This is a genomic window from Streptomyces griseorubiginosus (genome assembly GCF_001514195.1).
In the GTDB taxonomy this organism is placed as follows: Bacteria; Actinomycetota; Actinomycetes; order Streptomycetales; family Streptomycetaceae; genus Streptomyces; species Streptomyces griseorubiginosus.
The window spans coordinates 321,429-341,347 of sequence record NZ_KQ948743.1; the positions used below are offsets into that span (position 1 = coordinate 321,429).

Sequence of the window (19,919 nt, forward strand, 5' to 3'; positions counted from 1 at the left end):
GGCTAATTTCTTCCGCGGCGGCAACGCCAGAGCCGTCAGAAACCCTCATGGACACCCAGTGGAGTCGCTATGTCCGTCTACAAGCCTTCGGCAGCCCGGAAGACAGGTACCAGCGGGAGACGAGCCGCGCTGCTGGCCGGCTGTGCCGCCACCGTGCTCCTCACCGTCACCGCCTGTGGCGGCGGTGGTGGCACCGGCGGCACCACCAACAAGGACGGATTCGCCCAAGCCGCCCAGAACGACGGGGCGTTGACCGTCTGGGTGGACGCGACCCGCATGGACGCGGCGAAGCAGTACCAGGCGTCGCACCCGAACGCGAAGCTGAACATCGTCAGCTACGACGGCGACGCCAACGGGTCCAACTACCTCCAGACGAAGGTCCAGTTGTTCAACCGCACCGGCAAGGGCTGGCCGGACGTCGTCTTCAGCTCCCAGAACAACGAGGCCAGCTGGGCCGTCGACGCGGGCTTCGCGGCTCCGCTGAACAAGGGCCTCATCCCGGACGCGACCCTCAGCGGGTTCGCCAAGGGCGCCAACGACGTCTGCACGGTCGACGGCACCCTGTACTGCCTGCGCAACGACCTCTCCCAGGCGGTGCTCTGGTACAACGCGCCGCTGCTGAAGAAGTTCGGCTACGCGGTCCCCACGACCTGGGAGGAGTTCCAGGCGCTCGGCGAGAAGGTCGCCAAGGAGCACCCCGGCTACCTCGTGGGCGACGCGGGTGACTCCTTCACCCCCGAGATCTACCTGTGGGCGAGCAAGTGCGGCGCCAACCACATCACCGGCCCCAAGGCCGTGTCGGTGAACACCACCAGCGAGTCCTGCACCAAGATGGCCAAGCTCCTGGACACGCTGATCAAGAACAAGTCCATGTCGATCAGCGGCGTCTTCAGCACCGACTTCGCCAAGAACGAGGCCGACAAGGTCCTGCTGATGCCCGGCCCGGCGTGGTACGGCGGCGCGGTGTTCAAGGACGGCCTCAAGACCCCGGCCAAGCAGATCGCGGTGGCGCCCATCCCGCAGTGGCAGGGCGACACCTCCCCCGCCACCGGCAACGTCGGCGGCGGCACCTGGCTGCTGTCCAAGCACTCCAGCCACCTCAAGGCGGCCACCGACTTCCTGAAGTGGGTCACCACCGACAACGCCTACCAGGGCGAGAAGGCCCCCGGCTTCCCGGCCTACGCCCCGGCGGCCGAGAACTGGCTGAAGGCGCAGGCCGCCTCCGAGTACTACGCCAGTGACCTCACGGCCCTCAAGGACGCCTCCTCGCAGGTGTGGTCCGACTGGGGCTCGGGCCAGTTCAGCCAGGAGGCCATCTGGGCCGCCACCGTCAAGCCCGGCATCACGCAGGGCAAGACCATCGAGTCGATGCTGCCCGCCTGGCAGGACTCGATCGTCAAGTACGCCCAGGCCGACGGATACAAGGTCTCCAAGTGACCGTCACGCACTCCTCGGCCGGCTCTGTCCGGGGGCGCCCTCGCGGCACCTCCCGGCAGAGCCGGGCCGGCGTGGCATTCGTCGCCGGCTACGTGCTGCTGCTGATCGCCTTCGGCGTCCTTCCTACCTGCTACGCGATCTACTTCGCGTTCACCGACGCCGGAGGCGCCTTCACCGGCCTCTCCAACTTCGTCACCACGGCGCAGGACTTCCGCTTCGTCGACTCACTGGGCCACGTGGCCCTGTACCTGGTCTTCTGGCTGCTGTCCCTCGTGGTGTTCGTGGTGGTCCTGGCACTGCTCCTGCACAAGCTGTCCTCCGGACCGCTCAGTCAGGCACTGCGCTTCCTCTACTACATCCCCGGCGCCCTCGCCGGCGCCGCGAGCGTACTGGTGTGGCTGTTCATGCTCGACCCGACCGTCAGCCCGGTCAGCTCCCTGCTGGAGACACTGGGCTTCCACACCTTCGGCGAGGTCATCGCCCCCGGAAACCTGGCGCTGCTGTTCACGATCATCGCGTTCTGGACCGGCGCGGGCGGCTGGATCGTCGTCATGTACGGGGCGCTCAACAACATCCCCAAGGACGTCATGGAGGCCGCGCGCATCGACGGCGCGAACGGCTGGCAGACCGCCTGGCGGGTGCAGATCCCCATGCTCCGCAAGTGGATCGTCTACATGGTGATCCTGGCCTTCGCGGGCGGCGCGCAGCTCTTCGTCGAGCCGCAGCTGCTCTCCCTGGCGAGCACGGGCGTGGCCGGCCGCGACTACTCGCTCAACCAGCTGACGTACGACTTCGCCTTCCAGATGAACAACATCAACGGCGCCGCCGCGGTCTCCGTGGAGCTCCTGGTCGTCAGCGTGTCGGTCGCCGGTGTCTTCGTCGCACGATCGGGGTTCTTCGATGCCGACTGACACACGATCCAACTCTTTCGCAGCCGCTCCTCCCGCGAAACGGGATCAGCACCCCGGCAGCCGCCACGGGCAGCCACACCCGCGCCGCCGTCGACCCCGCCGCGTGACATCCCGTCTGCTGGCCGGCTCGGTGCTCACCGTCTTCGTGGTGTTCTTCGTCCTGCCGGTGCTGTGGCTGCTGCTCGCGGCGACCAAGACCGACCAGCAGCTCGTCCACGACAACCCGCTGTCCTTCGGGTCCTGGCACGCGCTGAAGGCCAACTGGCACGCGCTCACCGCCTTCCAGGACGACGCGATCCTGGTGTGGCTGCGCAACTCGGCCGTCTACGCCGCGATCTCCCTGGTCATCACGCTCTGCCTGGCCATTCCGGCCGGCTACGCGCTGGCGATGACCGAGTTCCGCGGCCGTCACACGCTGCTGATCGCGACCCTGGTCGTGATGCTGATGCCGAACGCCACGCTGGTGGTGCCGCTCTTCCTGGAGATCAACGCGGTGCATCTGATCGGCACCATGTGGTCGATCATCCTGCCGTACTCGTTCTACCCGTTCGGGGTGTACCTGACGTACATCTACTTCACCACCGCCGTGCCCAAAGATCTGCTGGCCGCGGCGCGGATGGACGGCTGCTCCGAGTTCGGTGTGTTCCGCCACGTGGCTCTGCCTCTGGCGACCCCCGTCATCGCGCTGGTCGGGTTCTTCAGCTTCGTCGCCAACTGGACGAACTACTTCCTGCCCTACGTGATGCTCCCCGAGAGCGACCAGATGCCCGTCCAGGTGGGCGTCGGCAGCCTCCTCAGCAATGTGCCGTCGTTCAACCCGACCGTCGGCACACTCGCCATCGAACGACCGCAGTTGGCACTGGCGACGCTGGTGGCCATCACACCGGTGCTCGTCGTGTTCCTGTTCGCCCAGCGCTTCCTGGTCAGCGGAATGCTCGCCGGCGCCACCAAGGAGTAACAGCCCTCATGCCCTACAGCCCCGACCCCCACGCGTCCGGAGCCGAGACCCCGGCCTCCGAGCAGACCGCACCCGACATCACGGCCGGGATCCCGCTGCTCGAACCACCCGGCTGGGCCATCGCACAGCGCTCGCTGTTCGACCTCCTCGACCACGCCTGGCGCCGCTTCGCCCGCGACTTCACCGGCCCCGACGGTCGACTGAACTACACCGGCCCGCTGACCACCCGCGACGGTGCGGACGACTTCTACGAGGTCTTCTTCAACTGGCCCCAGCTGTACCTCCTCGGCGGCGCAGACGACCTGCTGCCCGCCAGCGAGAAGCACTGGGAGGGCGTCACCCGGCAGCTGACCGAACTGGACATGCTGCGCGACGAGTACGAGCGCGGCTACGACTGGTTCCACCAGGGCGAGAGCCTGCTCCTGCTCTACTTCCTGTGCATGGCCGCCCCCGACCGGTGGCGTGAGCGCGCCCTGCGCTTCGCCGAGCTGTACGTCGACCCCGCCAAGGGCAACTACGACCCCGAGCACCGCATCATCACCCGCCCCCACAACGGCAGCGACCCCGAGCGCACCGGCCTGTTCGACGGTGACGTCTACCCGTGGCTGCTGAAGGAGGCGGAGACCTACGGCTACCCGCTCGAGTGGCTGCCCGAGGCCCAGGACGGTCCGTACCCGCTCTCGGCGGACCCGCGGCTCGGCGACCAGATGCGCGACCGGATGGGCGTCGGCGACACCACGATGAACCTCGCCGCGGCCGGTCTCGTCCTCAACGCCTGGATCCTGTCCGGCGAGGAGCGCTACCGGGACTGGATCGTCGAGTACGTCAGCGCCTGGCGCGAACGCACCGAGGCGAACGGCGGTCTGATCCCGGACAACGTCGGCCCGGACGGGGTCGTCGGCAGCCTGCTGGAAGGGCGCTGGTACGGCGGCCACTACGGCTGGTCCTGGCCGCACGGCTGGCACAGCCTCGGCCACGCGGCCTGCGTGGGGGCGCTCGCGGCGGCCACGGTCACCGGCGACGACGACTACCTCTCCATGGTCGCGACCTCGCTCGACACGCTCATAGGCCAGGCCAAGGTCATGCCCCACACGGAGGCCGACACCAGTCTTCCCTCCAAGTGGGCGGTGGAACTGGTCGGTCAGGACCGGCACACGCCCACCATCCACCTGCCGTTCCGCCACAACGACTCCGGCTGGTTCGACTACAACCCGGCCACGCCCCCCGTGCCGGTGGCCCTGTGGCACCACACCTCCTCCGAGGCCGACCGGGCCCGGCTGGAGGGGCTGCGCGAGGCGGACGGCATCGACTGGCGCACCGTGCGGCCGTTCCGGTCCAAGGAGGACTCCGGGCACGAGAAGGCGTGGTTCGCCTTCCTCGCCGGCGACGACCCCGACTACCCCGAGCGCATCCTCGCCACCGCCCAGGCCCAGATACGGCACCGGCTGCGGCGCATCGACCGCTACCGCGACCTGGACGTGCCCGAGGCCGACATCCATGTGTGGCAGCTGTGCAACCCGGTGGTCACCGAGGCCCTGGTCCAACTCACCTGGGGCGGCCCGCAGGTGCTGTACCAGGGCGGTCTCCAGCAGGCCCGGCTGCGCTACCACGACGCCGACGCCCGCCGCGCCGGCCTGCCCGCGGACGTCGCCGCGCTCGTCAGCTCCATCGACCCGGAGGCGACCACCGTCGAGCTGGTCAACCTGGCCCCCGAGACCGACCGCACGGTCATCGTCCAGGCGGGCGCGTTCGCCGAGCACACCATCACCGGCGTCCGGTACACGACCTGCACGGACGACGGCTGGATCGGCGACATGTACGACTACGGCCACACCGAGCCGGTGGTCTCCGAGGCCGAAGTCCCGCATGAGGGGCCGTACCTGACGGTCCGGCTGCCCGCCTCCACCCGTATCCGGCTGACCCTGCGGCTGGGGCTGCGCACTCGCACACCCAGCTACGGCACACCCTTCGACGGGTCCCGCTCCGACGACACGACAGGGGAATCGGCATGAAGCGCATCGCCCAGACCATCAGGCTCCGTCCCGAGCACCGCGAGGAGTACCTGCGGCTCCACTCCGCCGTGTGGCCCGGCGTGGAGGCCGCCCTGCTCCGGGCGAACATCCGGAACTACAGCATCTACCTCCACGGTGACGTGCTGTTCGCGTACATGGAGTACATCGGCGACGACTTCGAGGCGGACATGGCGTCCATCGAGGCCGACCCCGAGACCCAGCGCTGGTGGAAGCACACCGACCCGTGCCAGGAGCCCTTCCCCGACCGGGGCGAGGGACGGCAGTGGACCGAACTCCCCGAGGTCTGGCACCTCAGCGCGCCGACCGACGACGCCACCGCCTGACCCGGCCCGCACCAGTCCGACCCGACTTGGATCACCTCGTGAACGCACCCGTGCTCATCGACGCCCACCACCATCTGTGGGACCTCGACCACCGTCCCCAGCCGTGGCTGGACGACCCCGGCGTGACGTCGATCCGCCGCACCTTCACCCCCGACGACCTGCGCTCCACCGCCACCCGGCCCATCGCGGGCCGGAGACTGCACGGCACGGTCGTCGTCCAGTGCATCGCGGAGGTCGCCGAGACCGAGGACCTGCTCGCGCTCGCCGAGCGGGAGCCCCTGATCCAGGCCGTGGTCGGCTGGGCCGACCTCACGTCACCGGCCGTCGGTGACGTACTCGACAAGCTGCAAGCCGGGCCGGGCGGCGGACACCTGCGCTCCCTACGGCACCTCGTCCAGGGCGAGACCGACCCCAACTGGCTGCAACACCCTGACGTGGAAAGCGGGTTGAGGGCGGCCCGGGACCGCGGACTGCGCTACGACGTCCTCGTGCGCGACCACCAGCTCGACCAGGCGATCCGGCTCGCGGAACGCTTCCCCGACCTGCCCCAGGTCCTCGACCACGCGGGCAAGCCGGACCTCGTCGGGCAGGACCTCACCGAGTGGGAACGCGGGATCCGACGGCTGGCAGCACACCCGCACGTGGTGTGCAAGGTCTCCGGGCTTGTCACCGAGGCCGACCACACCCACTGGACCACCGCCGACATCCGCCCCGCCTGGGACGTCCTGGTCTCAGCCTTCGGCCCCGAGCGGCTGATGTTCGGCTCGGACTGGCCGGTTGCCAACCTGGCCGGCGGCTGGAACCGGTGGGCCACCACCGTGGACGAACTCGTCACCGGCTGGAGCGAGAGCGACGTCCACGCGCTTCTCGTCGGCACCGCGACCGCGTTCTACGGGCTCGCCCCCGTCGCCGCGGAGAGCGGCGCAGCAATCCGAACGACCTGACCCGCCCCGCCGAACATCGCACCGACCCCGCGCCGGACACACCGCCCCACTGCTCCGGTCCGCGCCGAAGGGACCCTGCCCCCATGCCACTTGCCGCCCGCTACACCTCCGCCCGCACCCTGGACACCGCCCCCGTCCAGACCGCGCCGCCCGGCCCCGGTGAGGTGGAGATCGCCCCCGCCTTCGTCGGGATCTGCGGTACCGACCTGCACATCTTCCACGGCGACATGGACGCCCGGGTCACCGCGCCCGCCGTCCTCGGGCACGAGATGTCCGGCCGCATCGTCCGGGTGGGCGAGGGCGTCGAGGGCTGGGCACCCGGTGACGCAGTCACCGTGATGCCGCTGCGCTGGGACGACACCTGCCCCGCCTGCCGCAACGGCCACCAGCACATCTGCCAACACCTCGACTTCATCGGCATCGACTCCCCCGGCGCCATGCAACAGCGCTGGACCGTCCCCGCCTCCACCCTCATACGCCTGCCCGACTCCCTGCCCCTGGACCGGGCAGCGCTCGTGGAGCCCACCGCGGTCGCCGTGCACGACGTCGGCCGCGCCCAGGTGCGCGAGGGCGAGCGGGTCGTCGTGGTCGGCGGCGGCCCCGTCGGCGTCCTGATCGCCCTGGCCGCCAGGGCCGCCGGCGGGGATGTCAGGGTGGTGGAGCTGAGCCCTCACCGGCGTTTGCTCGCAGAGGAGTTGGGCCTGACCGTGTGGGACCCGGCCGCCGAGGACCTGGCCGCACTCGTGCGGGAATGGACCGGGGACGCGGGGGCTGACGTGGCCTTCGAGGTGTCCGGCGCGCAAGGGGGCGTGGAGACGGCCGTCGACGTGCTCGGCGTGCGCGGCCGGCTGTGCCTGGTCGCCATCCACTCCCGGCCCCGCGAGGTGAACCTGCACCGCTTCTTCTGGCGCGAACTCACCCTCGTCGGCGCCCGGTTGTACGACCGCTCCGACTTCGAACGAGCCGTGTCCCTGGTCGCGGAGGGTGCCGTCCCCGCAGACCGGCTGATCACCAAGATCGTGCCCCTGACCGACGCACCGGCTGCCTTCGAGGCGCTGGAGGGCGGCGGAAACGTGATGAAGATCCTGGTGGACTGCACCGACGAGGCCCAGGGAGCCGTCCAGTGAACGCCTTTGATCTGACAGGCAAGCTCGCCGTCGTCACCGGCGCCCGGCGCGGCATCGGCCGCGCCATGGCCCGCGCTCTCGCCGAAGCCGGCGCGGACGTCATCGGGGTGAGCGCCTCCCTGGAGGAGTCCGGCAGCGCGGTGGAGAAGGACGTCACCGCCGCCGGCCGGACCTTCGAGGCGATCCGCACCGACTTCGCCGACCCCGACGCGGTGCGGGCCCTGGGCGAAAACCTCGCGGGCCGACAGCGTCCGGTGGACATCCTGGTCAACAACGCCGGCACCATCCGCCGCACCCCGGCCGCCCAGCACAGCGACACCGACTGGGACCTGGTCCTCCAGGTCAACCTGAGCGCCCAGTTCGCCCTCACCCGCGCCATCGGCGCCACCATGGTCGCCCGCGGCCAGGGCAAGATCGTCTTCACCGCGTCCCTGCTCAGCTTCCAGGGCGGCATCACCGTCCCCGGCTACACCGCCGCCAAACACGGCATCGCAGGACTGACCAAGGCGCTCGCCAACGAATGGGCCCCGCACGGCGTCAACGTCAACGCCATCGCGCCCGGCTACATCGCCACCGACAACACCCAGGCCCTCCAGGACGACCCCGCCCGCAGCAAGGCCATCCTGGAACGCATCCCGGCCGCCCGCTGGGGCAACGCCGACGACCTCGCCGGCGCCACCGTCTTCCTCGCCTCCTCCGCCGCCGACTACATCCACGGCACCGTCCTCCCGGTCGACGGCGGATGGCTCGGCCGATGACCGGCACCGACCTCGCCGGGCTGCTCACCGGGGCGCGGATCGTGCCGGTCCTGACCGTGCCCGACCCCCGCACGGCCGCCCCGCTGGCCCGCGCCCTGGCGGCAGGGGGTGCCCGCTGCGCCGAGGTCACCTTCCGCACCCCCGATGCCGAGCAGGTCGTGAAGGCGATGGCCGCCGAGGGCGGTCTGGTCGTCGGCGCGGGCACGGTGCTGACCGCCGAGCAGGCGGAACGGGCCGTGGCGGCCGGGGCCCGCTTCCTCGTCTCGCCCGGCCTCGACGACGAAGTCCTCGACGCGGCAAGGGCGTTGGGCGTGCCGGTCGCGCCGGGCGTCGCGACGGCCACCGAGCTGATGCGCGCGGTCAGGGCGGGCATCGACACGGTCAAGCTGTTCCCCGCCGAGCCGCTCGGCGGCCGGGCGATGCTGCGGGCGCTCGCCGCGCCCTTCCCCGGGGTGCGGTTCATGCCGACCGGCGGGATCGACGCCGCCGCGCTGCCCGGCTACCTCAGGGAACCTTCCGTGCTCGCGGTCGGCGGCAGCTGGATGGCAACCCCCGCCCTCCTCGCGAGCGGCGACTACGAGGAGATCCGCCGGCTGACCGCCGAGGCCGTGGAGCGGAGCGTGCCATGACCGACGTGATCGCCCTCGGCGAGGTCATGCTCCGCTTCGATCCCGGTGAGGGCCGCATCCGTACCTCCCGCACCTTCCAGGTGTGGGAGGGCGGTGGCGAGTACAACGTCGTCCGCGGACTGCGCCGCTGCTTCGGTCTGCGCACCGCCGTCGTCACCGCCCTGGCCGACAACGCGGTCGGACGCCTCGTCGAGGACCTGATCCTCCAGGGCGGGGTGGACGCCTCCAGGATCTGCTGGATCCCCGACGACGGCATCGGACGCACCGCCCGCAACGGCCTGAACTTCGTCGAGCGCGGCTACGGCATCCGGGGCGCGCTCGGTGTCAGCGACCGCGCCCACACCGCCGTCTCCCAACTACGCAAAGGCGACGTGGACTGGGACACGGTGTTCTCGGCCGGGGCGCGCTGGTTCCACACCGGTGGGATCTTCGCGGGTCTGTCGGAGACCACGGCCGACGTCGCCGACGAGGCGATGGCGGCCGCGCGCCGGCACGGCCTCACCGTCTCCTACGACCCCAACTACCGGCACAGCCTCTGGGCCGACCGCGGCGGACCTGAGCGGGCCCGCGAGGTCGACCTGCGCCTGGCCCGGCACGCCGACGTCGTGGTGGGCGCCCTCGGCCTCGCGGGTGAGCACCCGGGCGCCGTACGGTTCACCGCCGACGAGGTGCCGGACGCGCTCACTGCGGTGGCCGGCCTGCTGCCTGAGGTGAAGGTGCTGGCGACGACCCTGCGCGAGGTGCCCTCGGCGGGTGTGAACGACTGGAGCTCGGCCGCCTGGTCGGCCGAGACGGGTTACGTCGCCGGTCCCCGTATGCCCGGCCTGCACGTCCTGGACCGCATCGGCTCCGGCGACGGCTTCGCCGCCGGGCTGATCCACGGCCTGCTCGCCGGCCACTCCCTGAAACGCGCCCTCGCCTACGGCACCGCCCACGGCGCCCTCGTCATGACCACTCCCGGCGACGTCTCCATGGCCACTTTGTCCGAGGTCGAGGCGCTCGTCGACGGCGGCTCGGCCCACGTCCGACGCTGAACGACCCTCTCAGGAGCATCCCTTGCACCGCCGAAAGATCCCTCACACCCCCGTCGAGGTCACCGAACTCGGCTTCGGCGCCGCGGTGATCGGCAACCTGTACCGGGTCACCGCCCCCCGGACCGCGTCGGCCGCGATCGACGCCGCCTGGGACGCCGGCATCCGCTACTTCGACACCGCGCCGCACTACGGCCTCGGCCTCTCCGAACGCCGGCTCGGTGCCGCCCTTCGCGACCGCCCACGCCACGAGTACGTCGTGTCCTCCAAGGTGGGCCGCCTCCTGGTCCCCAACGAGCATCCGCGGGGCGTCGACGACGACGGGTTCGTCGTACGGGACGACCTGCGCCGCCAGTGGGACTTCAGCCGCGACGGCGTCCTCCGCTCCCTTGAGGAGACACTGGAGCGCACCGGCCTGGACCGCATCGACGTCGTCTACCTCCACGACCCCGACGACCACTGGCAGCAGGCCGCCGACGAGGCCATGCCCGCGCTCGCCGAACTCCGCGACCAGGGCGTGATCGGGGCGATCGGCGCCGGCATGAACCAGTCCGCCATGCTCGCCCGCTTCCTGCGCGAGACCGCCGCCGACGTGGTCATGCTCGCCGGGCGCTACACCCTCCTCGACCAGTCCGCCCTCGACGACGTCCTGCCCGCCGCACAGGCCCACGGCAAGAGCGTGGTCGCCGTCGGCGTCTTCAACTCCGGACTGCTCTCCCAGGACCGGCCCGCCGAAGGCATGAAGTACGACTACCAGGACGCCCCGACCGACCTCGTACAGCGGGCCCTGGCCATCGCCGAGGTCTGCGAGCAATACGGCACCACGCTTCCGGCCGCCGCCATCGCCTTCCCCTTCGCACACCCCGCCGTCGTCAACGTCACCCTGGGCATGCGCACCGCGGAACAGGTCCGGCGCAATGTCGAACTGCACGCGCGACCCATCCCCGACGGCCTCTGGGACGAGCTGCGCGCACAGGGGCTGATCAGGGCCGATGTGCCCATCACGAACGAGGAGCGGTACCCCCGCCGTTCCTGATCGGCACGACGGCACCACGCCGTCGTCCGAGCACACTTCTGGAGCCGCCCATGTCCACGTCCCCCGACACCCGCACCCCGAAGAGGGGCAGACCCCCCGTCTCCCGGGGCCTGTGCCTCCTCCGGGCAGCGCTCACGATGGCGGTCTCGGCCACCGTGCTGACCTCCCTCACGACGCCCACCCCGGCCTCGGCCGCCACCCAGGCGACGTACTACGTCGCCCCCAACGGTGACGACTCCAACGCCGGCACGATCTCGGCGCCCTTCAAGACCCTCCAGCACGCGCGGGACGTCGTGCGCACGGTCAACAGCAACATGACCGGAGACATCAACGTCTTCCTCCGGGGCGGCACCTACCCGGTGACCAGCACCATCAGCTTCACGTCGGCCGACTCCGGCACGAACGGGCACCAGATCGTCTACGCCGCCTACCCGGGCGAGAAGCCGGTCCTTGACGGCGGTGTCCCCGTGACCGGCTGGACCCAGCAGAGCGGGAACATCTGGAAAGCCACTCTCAACCGCGACAACAAGCTCCGCGCCCTCTACGTCAACGGCAAGCGCGCCCAGATGGCCTCGAAGACGATCACCTCGGCGGGCTGCTACGCGAACTACGCCTTCCCGAGCCCCCAGCCCTCCTGGGCCTGGGACTCGCCCAAGACGACGTGCGACCAGATCAAGTACAGCCTTTCCGACCTGCCGGCCATCGCGTCCAACCAGGACGACGTCGAGATCAAGACGGCGACGACCTGGACCACCTCGATCGTGGGCGTCAGCCAGGTCACCACGAGCTCGGACGGCGCCAACCGCGTCGCCAAGCTCCAGGAGCCCGGCGCGGCGATAGCCCAGGCCGCGTTCAACGCCAACTTCCAGCCCACCGGCACCCAGACGTTCATGAACGCGTACGAGTTCCTGGACCAGCCGGGCGAGTTCTACTTCGACAAGTCCACCCACACGGTCTACTACTACAAGGCCGCCTCGGACGACATGTCGACGGCGCAGGTCTTCGCCCCGAACAACGTGTCCACCATCATCAAGATCGCCGGCACGTCCACGACCGACCACGCGAAGAACATCACCCTCTCCGGACTCACGGTCCAGGACTCCGACTGGAACCTGACCAATGTGGCGGGTTCCGTGTTCCGGCAGGGCCAGCAGGGCAACGCCAGCGCGAACGTGTACACGACGAAGAACTTCCACGCGTACTCGTACCGCAACGTCGACCTGCCGCCGGCGGCCGTCCAGATCGAGAGCGCCGACGGGATCGTCCTCCAGCGCAACACGGTGCAGCACATCGGTGCCGACGGGATCACCCTGGCCAACGACGTGACGAACTCGCAGCTGACCGGCAACTTCACCAATGACATCGCCGGATCCGCCCTGACCGTGGGGCACCCCCAGCACGTGTACATCGGGACCGCGGACCCCGACCCGAACGACCCCCACGAGAAGTACCCGGTGGGCGTCGAGGGCGTCTGCAAGAACATCACCGTCACGGACAACTACCTCTACGACAGCGCGGTGCTGTTCCAGGGCTCCAGCCCGGTGTCCGCGTACTTCGTCGACACCCTGGACCTGGAGCACAACCGGATCGAGAAGTCCCCGTGGGCGGGCATCACGCTCGGCTGGGGATGGGACAACTTCGACGGAACGCAGAACTCCAACGTCATCTACCCGGGAAGCCCGACCACTACGGCGAAGAACAACACCGTCAAGTACAACGAGCTCCTCAACACCATGCAGGTGCTCGGGGACTCCGCTCCCATCTACACGCTCGGCAGCCAGCCAGGCACCGAGATCAGCAACAACTTCATCCAGGGCGAACCGGCCGGTCACCGCTACGGCATCCACCCCGACGAAGGCTCCGCCTACATCAACGAGCACGACAACGTCCTCGACGTGGACCCGAACGTCATGTGGGTCATGAACACCGGCACCTGGGGACGGCAGAACAACCTGACCGTCACCAACAACTACGGCCCCCGCAACACGATCTTCAGCAAGAGCGTCACGAGCAGCACCATCGACAACGTGCGGGTGTACCGGGACAACGTGTGGCCGTCGCAGGCCTACGGCATCGCCGTGAAGGCGGGCCTGGAAGACACCTACAAGGACATCGTCCCCGCCGCCAACACGACCGCTCAGGACTACGCGCTGCCCACCAGCGTCTTCACCGGCAAGGGCGATGTGACCATTCCGGTGCGCAGCCCTGGAGACTCGGCCAAGACACTTTGGCTGGCTCCCTCCGGTACCACCACGTTCACCGCCGGTCCCACCATGACCAGCGCAAGTGGCACGGCGAGCAGCATCAACGTCCCGCAGGCGGCCGGTGACTACCGCCTCTACGTCCTCGACGCCCAGGGCAACGCCTCCGCCGCGTCCACGGCGCTCGTGCGGCAGCGCTGGAACCACGTCGACGACAAGGCGGCCGGGGTGACCTATTCCGGCACGTGGTCGAACTGGAACGACACCAAGGACATGAACGGGTCCGAGAACTTCACGAGCACCGCGGGCAACTACGCCCAGTTCTCGTTCACCGGCTCGGGCGTCCGCTACCTCAGCATGACGCAGCCGAACATGGGCAAGGTCGACGTCTACATCGACGGCACTCTCGCCCAGGCGGGCATCGACGCCTATGCCTCGACGGTGACGAAGCAGGTGCCACTGTTCGAGAAGACGGACCTCGCCGCGGGTCCCCACACGATCAAGGTGGTGTGCACCGGCACGAAGAACGCTGCCTCCTCCGGCACCGTCTGCGCGGTCGACGCGTTCGCCTCCATCGCGTTCCCGGCGACGAACGCCAACTACAAGATCGTCAACAAGAGCAGTTCCAAGGCGATCGACGTCTCGGGCGCGTCGATGACTGCCGGAGCCAACGTCATCCAGTGGACGGATTCCGGAGCCGTTAACCAGAACTGGGTCTTCGCCCCGGTGGGTGACGGCAGCTACGAGATCGTCAGCCGGAACAGCAACCTGCTCATGGACGTCAGCGGTGGCGTCACCACGGACGGCGCGAACATCGTCCAGTCGTCCGACGGCAACGTCTCGAACCAGCGCTGGACCCTGACCGCCACCGGAAACGGCTACTACAAGATCAAGAACGTGAACAGCAACGACCTGCTCACCGTGTCCTCCGGAGGCACTCAGCTCGTCCAGTCGGCGGATACCGGCGCCGACAGCCAGCTCTGGAAGATCGTGAACGTGGACTGACACTCCACCCGAACCACTCGGCGGCCGCCCCGTTTCGCGGGGCGGCCGCCGGGCGTCCGATGCCCTTTCGGTTCACCGGGTCACTGGATGGTCCACGCCTGGTTCGACTGGTTCAGTGCCATCCACTGGTCGATGGCGGCCCCGTTGGCCGTCGAGGCGGCACCCACCTCCAGGACCTGCCCGGTCTCGAAGTTGCGGATGAGGTATCCGCCGCTGGTCGGCTCGAAGTACCAGAGCTGGTTGTTGCCGCCGTTGTAGGTGTACTGCTGAAGATTGGTCCCCTTGTAGTGATTTGAGGCGTTGATGTCGAGGGCCTTGCCGCTGTTCCGGTTGACGATCTTGTAGAGCTGGCCGCTGACCTGGACGATGTTCCACTGCTGGTTGGTGCCGCTGTTGGCCGGCCACTGGACGACGCTCCCGCCGTCGGCGGTGGAGGCCTGGTACACGTCCATCAGCTGGCCGCTGTTGACGTTCTTGATGGTGTAGTACGTCGACGGGTTGACGTTCGGCGTGCCGGTCGCGTCCTCCAGCGCACCGCCGGCCTGCTGGACACTGAAGTCGCCGATGAAGAAGTAGGCGCCGTCGGTCTTGGCGACCCGCAGGTAGCGGAACTTCTGGCGCGCGTCGATGTTGCCCGTGAGCGTCGAGGCGAGCGGCAGGGTGGTGGCGCCCTGGCGTCCCAGCACGGTGTAGGTGGCGAACGACGGGTCGTTGGAGCCGCGGATCTCGAAGTTGCTGCGCGTCTCGGACTGGTCGAGGTCCTGGCGGGTGGTCAGGGAGTACTGGCCGAGCTGGTAGGCCTGTCCGAGGTCGACCTGCCACCAGGCCGAGGTGTCGCTGCCGGTCGGCGACCACCCGGTGGAGCCGTCGTTGTCGTTGCCCTTGGAGGCCACGTTCCCGGCCCCGTAGACCGAGGAGGCCGAGGCCGGCTTGTTGTAGGCGAGGTTGAGCTTCGCGGCCAGCCCCTGGTAGGCGGACTCGAGGCCTGAGGCCTTGATGACAGTGTCACCGGACGTGGTGTTGTTGGTGAGCGTGACGTTGGAGCCGTTGCGGTTCTGGTTGATGAACCCGTCGGTGTGCGACAGCACGTTGTTCGACAGGGTCATGTTGTCCGAGCCCTCGTCGGTGTAGATGCCGGGCACGGCCGAGCCGCAGGCGGCCGGCGAACGCACCACGTCGTGGATGTAGTTGTTGTTGATGACCGTGCCCGGGTCGTTGGAGAGGTGGTAGATGCCGGCGGAGTCGCACAGCCGGTTCATCACGTTGCCGATCCGGTTGTAGCTGATGCTGTTGTTGCCCTCGGCGTTGGCCGCCGACTGCCAGCCCCAGCCGAGCGAGATGGCGGCCCACGGGGTGTCGGAGATGTCGTTGTGGTCGATGGTGGTGCTGTTGACGAAGCCCGCGTCGATGGCGGCGGTGCCCAGGTAGTCCTCGCCGATGCGGGTGATCAGGTTGTTCTTGACGGTGATGTTCTTGACGACCTCGCGGGCGTCCTCACCGGCGGGTGAGGTGGGCGGGTTGTAGACGGTGTGGTACTCGACGGTCGGGTCGGAGAACTTGCCGACCATGATGCCGTTGCCGGCGATGTCGTAGACGAGGTTGCCGGTCACGGTGCTGGCGTGCACGCCGTGGGAGAGGTCCAGGGCGCTGGCGCCCATCTGCGTGAAAGTGTTGCCGGTGAAGGAGAGGCGGTCGGCGTCCGCCGCCTGGACCCCGGCCGGCGGACGGCCCACGTACTGCTGGTTGGAGTTGTTGGCCGAGAGGTTGTAGTTGCCGCCCTGGGCGTTGAGGTAACCGTTGTTCGTCGCTTCCATCCAGGTGGTCTGAGCGAAGGTGATCCCGGAGAAGCGCAGGTCGTGGACGGGGCTGTCGAGGCTCGTGCCCTTGATGTCGAAGAGCGTCTGCACCGTGGGCGCCTGCACGGTGGCCGTGGACATGTCCTCGCCGGGGCGGGGCTTGTAGTAGACGGTCTGCGCGGCCGTGTCGACGTAGAACTCGCCCGGTTCGTTGAGGAACTCGTGGGCGTTCTCGAAGTGCAGCGGAGAGCCGTCGGCGAGGACCGGGAAGGGCCTCTGGAAGAGGATGCCCGCCTCATGGTCCTGGATCGAGATGTTGGCGATGCCGTTGGCGGAGCTGATCGACTTCAGCCGCAGGTAGCTCTCGCCCCACTGCGTCTCCAGCATCATCTCGACCTGGCTGAGGTTGTTCCAGTTGGAGACCTGGGAGCTGAGCACCTTCAGCAGCTTGTTGGTCTTGTCGCTGCCCTGGAGCTGGAAGTCCGAACCGACGTCGGGGAAGCGGGCCCGGGTGGCGCGGACCCCGTTGACGTACAGCTGCCGGAAGTTGAGGCTGCCCACCGATGCCTTGTACTCGCCGTTGACGGCCGCGGTCCAGCCGGTGATCGACTTGCCGCCGCTGATCACGGGCGTCTCGTTGTTGTACGCCTGGTAGACGACCGTGTGGCCGTTCGTGCCGGAGTCGCTGGTGCCGAAGCTGATGGGGGCGGTGAGGGGGTAGGTGCCGCCGCGCAGGTTCACGACGATGTCGTCGGACATGTTCGCGTTCACGGCCCGGACCGCGGCCTTGGCGGCCTGGATGGTCTTGAAGGCGGCACTGGTGCTGGTACCGGAGTTGCTGTCGTTGCCGCCGGTGGGGTCGACGTAGAAGTTGACGGTGGCGGCCTGTGCCGACTGGGCCGGCACCAGGGTCGCGAAGACGACGACTCCGGCCGCGAGTGCCTTGGCCAGTCCGGCGCCTGTACGCAGGGGTCTCATGTGCGGGTTCCTCTCCGAGCCACGTTGCTCATGAGTTGCATTTATCAGGGCCAGGCTGAGAGTGCGTCAAGAGATGGGACAGAAACATTTTTCGCCGCTCTCTCAGCACAACGTGCAACGCGCCTGGCAGATGGGCAGATGAGGGCGGTCCACTCACCGCGCGAGCCGGAATTCATCACTCCAAGCGATTTCTAATGAGTAGTACTCATTCTGTAGACGGCTCGTTTCGGTTGAGTCAGGCGGGTCCGGGCGGGATGCTTGACCCACCGCCCGTGACGCGCCACCGGCGGGCGCCGTCACGGCATGAGTGAGAGTGGGTCGTCCCATGGGCAACCAGTCCGAAGTCTCCGGTGCGGCGGCGGGCACCGGAGTACCCGAGGACTTCGCGGTCGTCATCGACGCCGGGCTGCGGATCATGGCGTGCAGCGCGGGCGCCCAGGCGCTGCTCGGACACACCTCCGACGAGATCGTGGGCCGTCCGGCCGCCGACTTCCTCGCCGCGGACTTGCCCCACTCCGCCGGGCGCCGCCTGTCCGCCGCGGAGCCCTGGACGAGTGACGTGGTCCTGCGCCACCGCCACGGCGACCGGGTCCTCGTGCGGTTGTCCGGCACCCCCCTGCCCGCCGGCGAGACCGGCCCGCTCTGGCTGGTCACGGGCGCGGCCACGACGTACGCCTCCGGTCCGGGGGAGGCGGATGCCGCGGTGCTGTGGGACCGGGCGCTCGCGCAGCTTCCGCTGTCCGTCGCCGTATACGACGACCAGGCCCGTTTCGTGGCCTGCAACCAGATCATGAGCCAGGCCATGGGCATGACCAGCGACGAGATGAAGGGACTGACCCTCACCGAGATCCAGGCGAGCCACCGGGAGATGGACCACCTCCAGCGCCGGGTGCTGCGCACCGGGGAAGCCCTCTACAGGGAGCAGCGGCCCGGCCGGGCCCCCGGCGAGGTCCAGGACCACGCCTGGTCGGTCTATCTCACGCCGCTCAAGGAGCCGGGCGGCTCGGTGCAGGGCCTGTCGGCGCTGGTCATCGACACCACCGAGCAGTACTGGGCCCGACGCCGCCTGGAGGTGCTCAACGAGGCCAGTGCGCGCATCGGCAGCACCCTCGACGTGACGCGGACCGCGGAGGAGCTCGCCGACGTGGCCGTCTCGGGGTTCGCCGACTACGTCGTCGTCGACCTGCTGGAGTCCGTCGTACGCGGGGACGAACCGGAAGCCGTGTCGCCCACGGGACCGGTCGTCCTGTCCCGCTGCGCCCACGCCTCGGTGCTCCCGGGCTGTCCCGAGGCCGCGGTGGCGGTGGGAGAGACCACCACCCGGCCCGCGCACTCCCCGGCGGCCCTGGCGCTGCGCACCGGCCGGGGCACCCGGCACCGGATCAGCGATCCGGTGCTGCGCGAGTACCTGACCGAGTCCCCGGCGCGCGGTGAGGCCGTACGGCGGTTCGGGATGCACTCGGTCCTGCTGGTGCCGCTGCGCGCCCGTGGCGTCACCCTGGGGCTGGTTCACCTGGTCCGGCACCGCACCCCGGAGGCCTTCGGCGACGACGACCTGCTGCTGGCCGAGGAGATGGCCGCGCGGGCCGCCGTGAGCATAGACAACGCCCGCCGCTACTCCCAGGAGCGCCGGACGGCCCTCGCGCTCCAGCGCAGCCTGCTGCCCGAGCGATTGCCCGCGCCCGCGGCGGTGGACCTCGCGTACCGGTACCTGCCGGCGGGTTCCGCGAGCGGGGTCGGGGGCGACTGGTTCGACGTCATCCCGCTGTCCGGGGGTCGCGTGGCCCTCGTGGTGGGCGACGTGGTGGGGCACGGCATCCACGCCTCGGCCACGATGGGCCGTCTGCGGACCGCCGTGCGCACGCTCGCCGACGTGGATCTCGCCCCCGACGAACTGCTCACCCAGCTCGACGACCTCGTCGTCCGGCTGGACCGGGAGGAGGGTCCCGAGGCACGCGGCCTGCCGAGCGGGGCATCGGGAGAGGTGGGCGCCACCTGCCTGTACGCCGTCTACGACCCGGTCTCCTGCACCTGCCGGATGGCCCGGGCAGGACACCCGCCGCCGGCCCTGGTGGCGCCCGACGGCACGGTCCGGTTCCTCGACCTGCCCGCAGGCCCGCCGCTGGGTGTGGGAGGGCTGCCGTTCGAGGCCGTCGAGGTCGAACTGGACGAGGGCAGCGTGCTCGCCCTCTACACGGACGGGCTGATCGAGGCCGCCGACCGTGACATCGACCGGGGGCTCGGCCTGCTGCGGGACGCGCTGGCCCATCCGCCCTCGGGCCTGGAGGACCTCTGCGACCAGGTCGTCCGCAAGGTGATACCCGCCGCCCCGGCCGACGACATCGTGCTGCTCCTGGCCCGCACCTCGGCGCTCGACGCCGACCGGGTGCACACCTGGCGGCTGCCGACCGACCCCGCCCAGGTCGCCGGGGCCCGCCGCGAGGCGAGCGACCAGCTGACCGCGTGGGGACTGGACGAGCTGGGTTTCGCCACCGAACTGATCGTCAGCGAACTGGTCACCAACGCCATCCGCTACGGCAGCGCGCCCATCGAGCTGCGGCTCCTGCGTGGCGACACGCTCATCTGCGAGGTCTCCGACGGCAGCAGCACCGCCCCGCACCTGCGCCGGGCCCGCACCTTCGACGAGGGGGGACGCGGACTGCTGCTCGTCGCCCAGCTCGCGGAGCGCTGGGGCAGCCGCCAGACCGCCACCGGCAAGACGATCTGGGCGGAGCTGCCGCTGCCGGACTGA

14 protein-coding genes are annotated in these 19,919 nt (G+C 69.5%); 13 read left to right on the forward strand and 1 reads right to left on the reverse strand.

Going from position 1 to position 19,919, the window contains the following annotated elements; translation table 11 throughout:
* Window positions 1-69: 69 nt before the first annotated feature.
* The 12 genes from AQJ54_RS34920 (at window position 70) to AQJ54_RS34975 (ending at window position 14,393) form a co-directional block, all read left to right on the forward strand.
* Entirely contained in the window at window positions 70-1,437 is a 1,368-nt protein-coding gene (locus AQJ54_RS34920; protein ID WP_062244312.1) for an ABC transporter substrate-binding protein, read from the forward strand.
* Window positions 1,434-2,348, forward strand: a complete 915-nt coding sequence (locus AQJ54_RS34925; RefSeq protein WP_030324828.1) for a carbohydrate ABC transporter permease — start codon at window positions 1,434-1,436, stop codon at window positions 2,346-2,348. Before AQJ54_RS34920 ends, AQJ54_RS34925 begins: the two co-directional genes overlap by 4 nt.
* Window positions 2,349-2,451: 103 nt before the next feature.
* Window positions 2,452-3,306 (forward strand): carbohydrate ABC transporter permease, encoded by an 855-nt coding sequence (locus AQJ54_RS34930; RefSeq protein WP_062244316.1) that lies wholly within the window; start codon window positions 2,452-2,454, stop codon window positions 3,304-3,306.
* Between the two features lie 8 nt (window positions 3,307-3,314).
* A complete protein-coding gene (locus AQJ54_RS34935; protein ID WP_062244319.1) occupies window positions 3,315-5,318 on the forward strand; it encodes a DUF8034 domain-containing protein in 2,004 nt (667 codons plus the stop codon).
* Window positions 5,315-5,662, forward strand: a complete 348-nt coding sequence (locus tag AQJ54_RS34940; protein ID WP_062030891.1) for an L-rhamnose mutarotase — start codon at window positions 5,315-5,317, stop codon at window positions 5,660-5,662. Before AQJ54_RS34935 ends, AQJ54_RS34940 begins: the two co-directional genes overlap by 4 nt.
* A gap of 38 nt (window positions 5,663-5,700) precedes the next feature.
* A complete protein-coding gene (locus tag AQJ54_RS34945) occupies window positions 5,701-6,606 on the forward strand; it encodes an amidohydrolase family protein (protein WP_062030889.1) in 906 nt (301 codons plus the stop codon).
* A gap of 83 nt (window positions 6,607-6,689) precedes the next feature.
* Complete coding sequence (locus AQJ54_RS34950; RefSeq protein ID WP_062244322.1) at window positions 6,690-7,733, forward strand: zinc-dependent alcohol dehydrogenase; 1,044 nt, start codon at window positions 6,690-6,692, stop codon at window positions 7,731-7,733.
* On the forward strand, window positions 7,730-8,491 hold the full coding sequence (locus tag AQJ54_RS34955; protein ID WP_062244325.1) for an SDR family oxidoreductase: 762 nt from the start codon (window positions 7,730-7,732) through the stop codon (window positions 8,489-8,491). Before AQJ54_RS34950 ends, AQJ54_RS34955 begins: the two co-directional genes overlap by 4 nt.
* The gene (locus tag AQJ54_RS34960) at window positions 8,488-9,120 is read left to right on the forward strand and encodes a bifunctional 4-hydroxy-2-oxoglutarate aldolase/2-dehydro-3-deoxy-phosphogluconate aldolase (RefSeq protein ID WP_062244328.1); all 633 of its coding nucleotides are present in this window, start codon (window positions 8,488-8,490) and stop codon (window positions 9,118-9,120) included. The genes AQJ54_RS34955 and AQJ54_RS34960 overlap by 4 nt, the downstream gene beginning before the upstream one ends.
* Complete coding sequence (locus AQJ54_RS34965) at window positions 9,117-10,154, forward strand: sugar kinase (RefSeq protein ID WP_062244331.1); 1,038 nt, start codon at window positions 9,117-9,119, stop codon at window positions 10,152-10,154. The genes AQJ54_RS34960 and AQJ54_RS34965 overlap by 4 nt, the downstream gene beginning before the upstream one ends.
* A 22-nt stretch (window positions 10,155-10,176) precedes the next feature.
* On the forward strand, window positions 10,177-11,187 hold the full coding sequence (locus AQJ54_RS34970) for an aldo/keto reductase (protein WP_062244334.1): 1,011 nt from the start codon (window positions 10,177-10,179) through the stop codon (window positions 11,185-11,187).
* 50 nt (window positions 11,188-11,237) lie between these two features.
* Entirely contained in the window at window positions 11,238-14,393 is a 3,156-nt protein-coding gene (locus AQJ54_RS34975) for an RICIN domain-containing protein (protein WP_062244336.1), read from the forward strand.
* Between the two features lie 80 nt (window positions 14,394-14,473).
* Here the strand turns inward: AQJ54_RS34975 and AQJ54_RS34980 are convergent, their stop codons facing one another.
* Window positions 14,474-17,167: an RICIN domain-containing protein gene (locus tag AQJ54_RS34980; RefSeq protein WP_062244339.1), complete on the reverse strand. Its 2,694-nt coding sequence runs from the start codon at window positions 17,165-17,167 to the stop codon at window positions 14,474-14,476.
* 325 nt (window positions 17,168-17,492) lie between these two features.
* On the opposite strand from AQJ54_RS34980, the gene AQJ54_RS34985 reads away from it, so the two are divergent.
* Window positions 17,493-19,919 (forward strand): ATP-binding SpoIIE family protein phosphatase, encoded by a 2,427-nt coding sequence (locus AQJ54_RS34985; RefSeq protein ID WP_062244343.1) that lies wholly within the window; start codon window positions 17,493-17,495, stop codon window positions 19,917-19,919.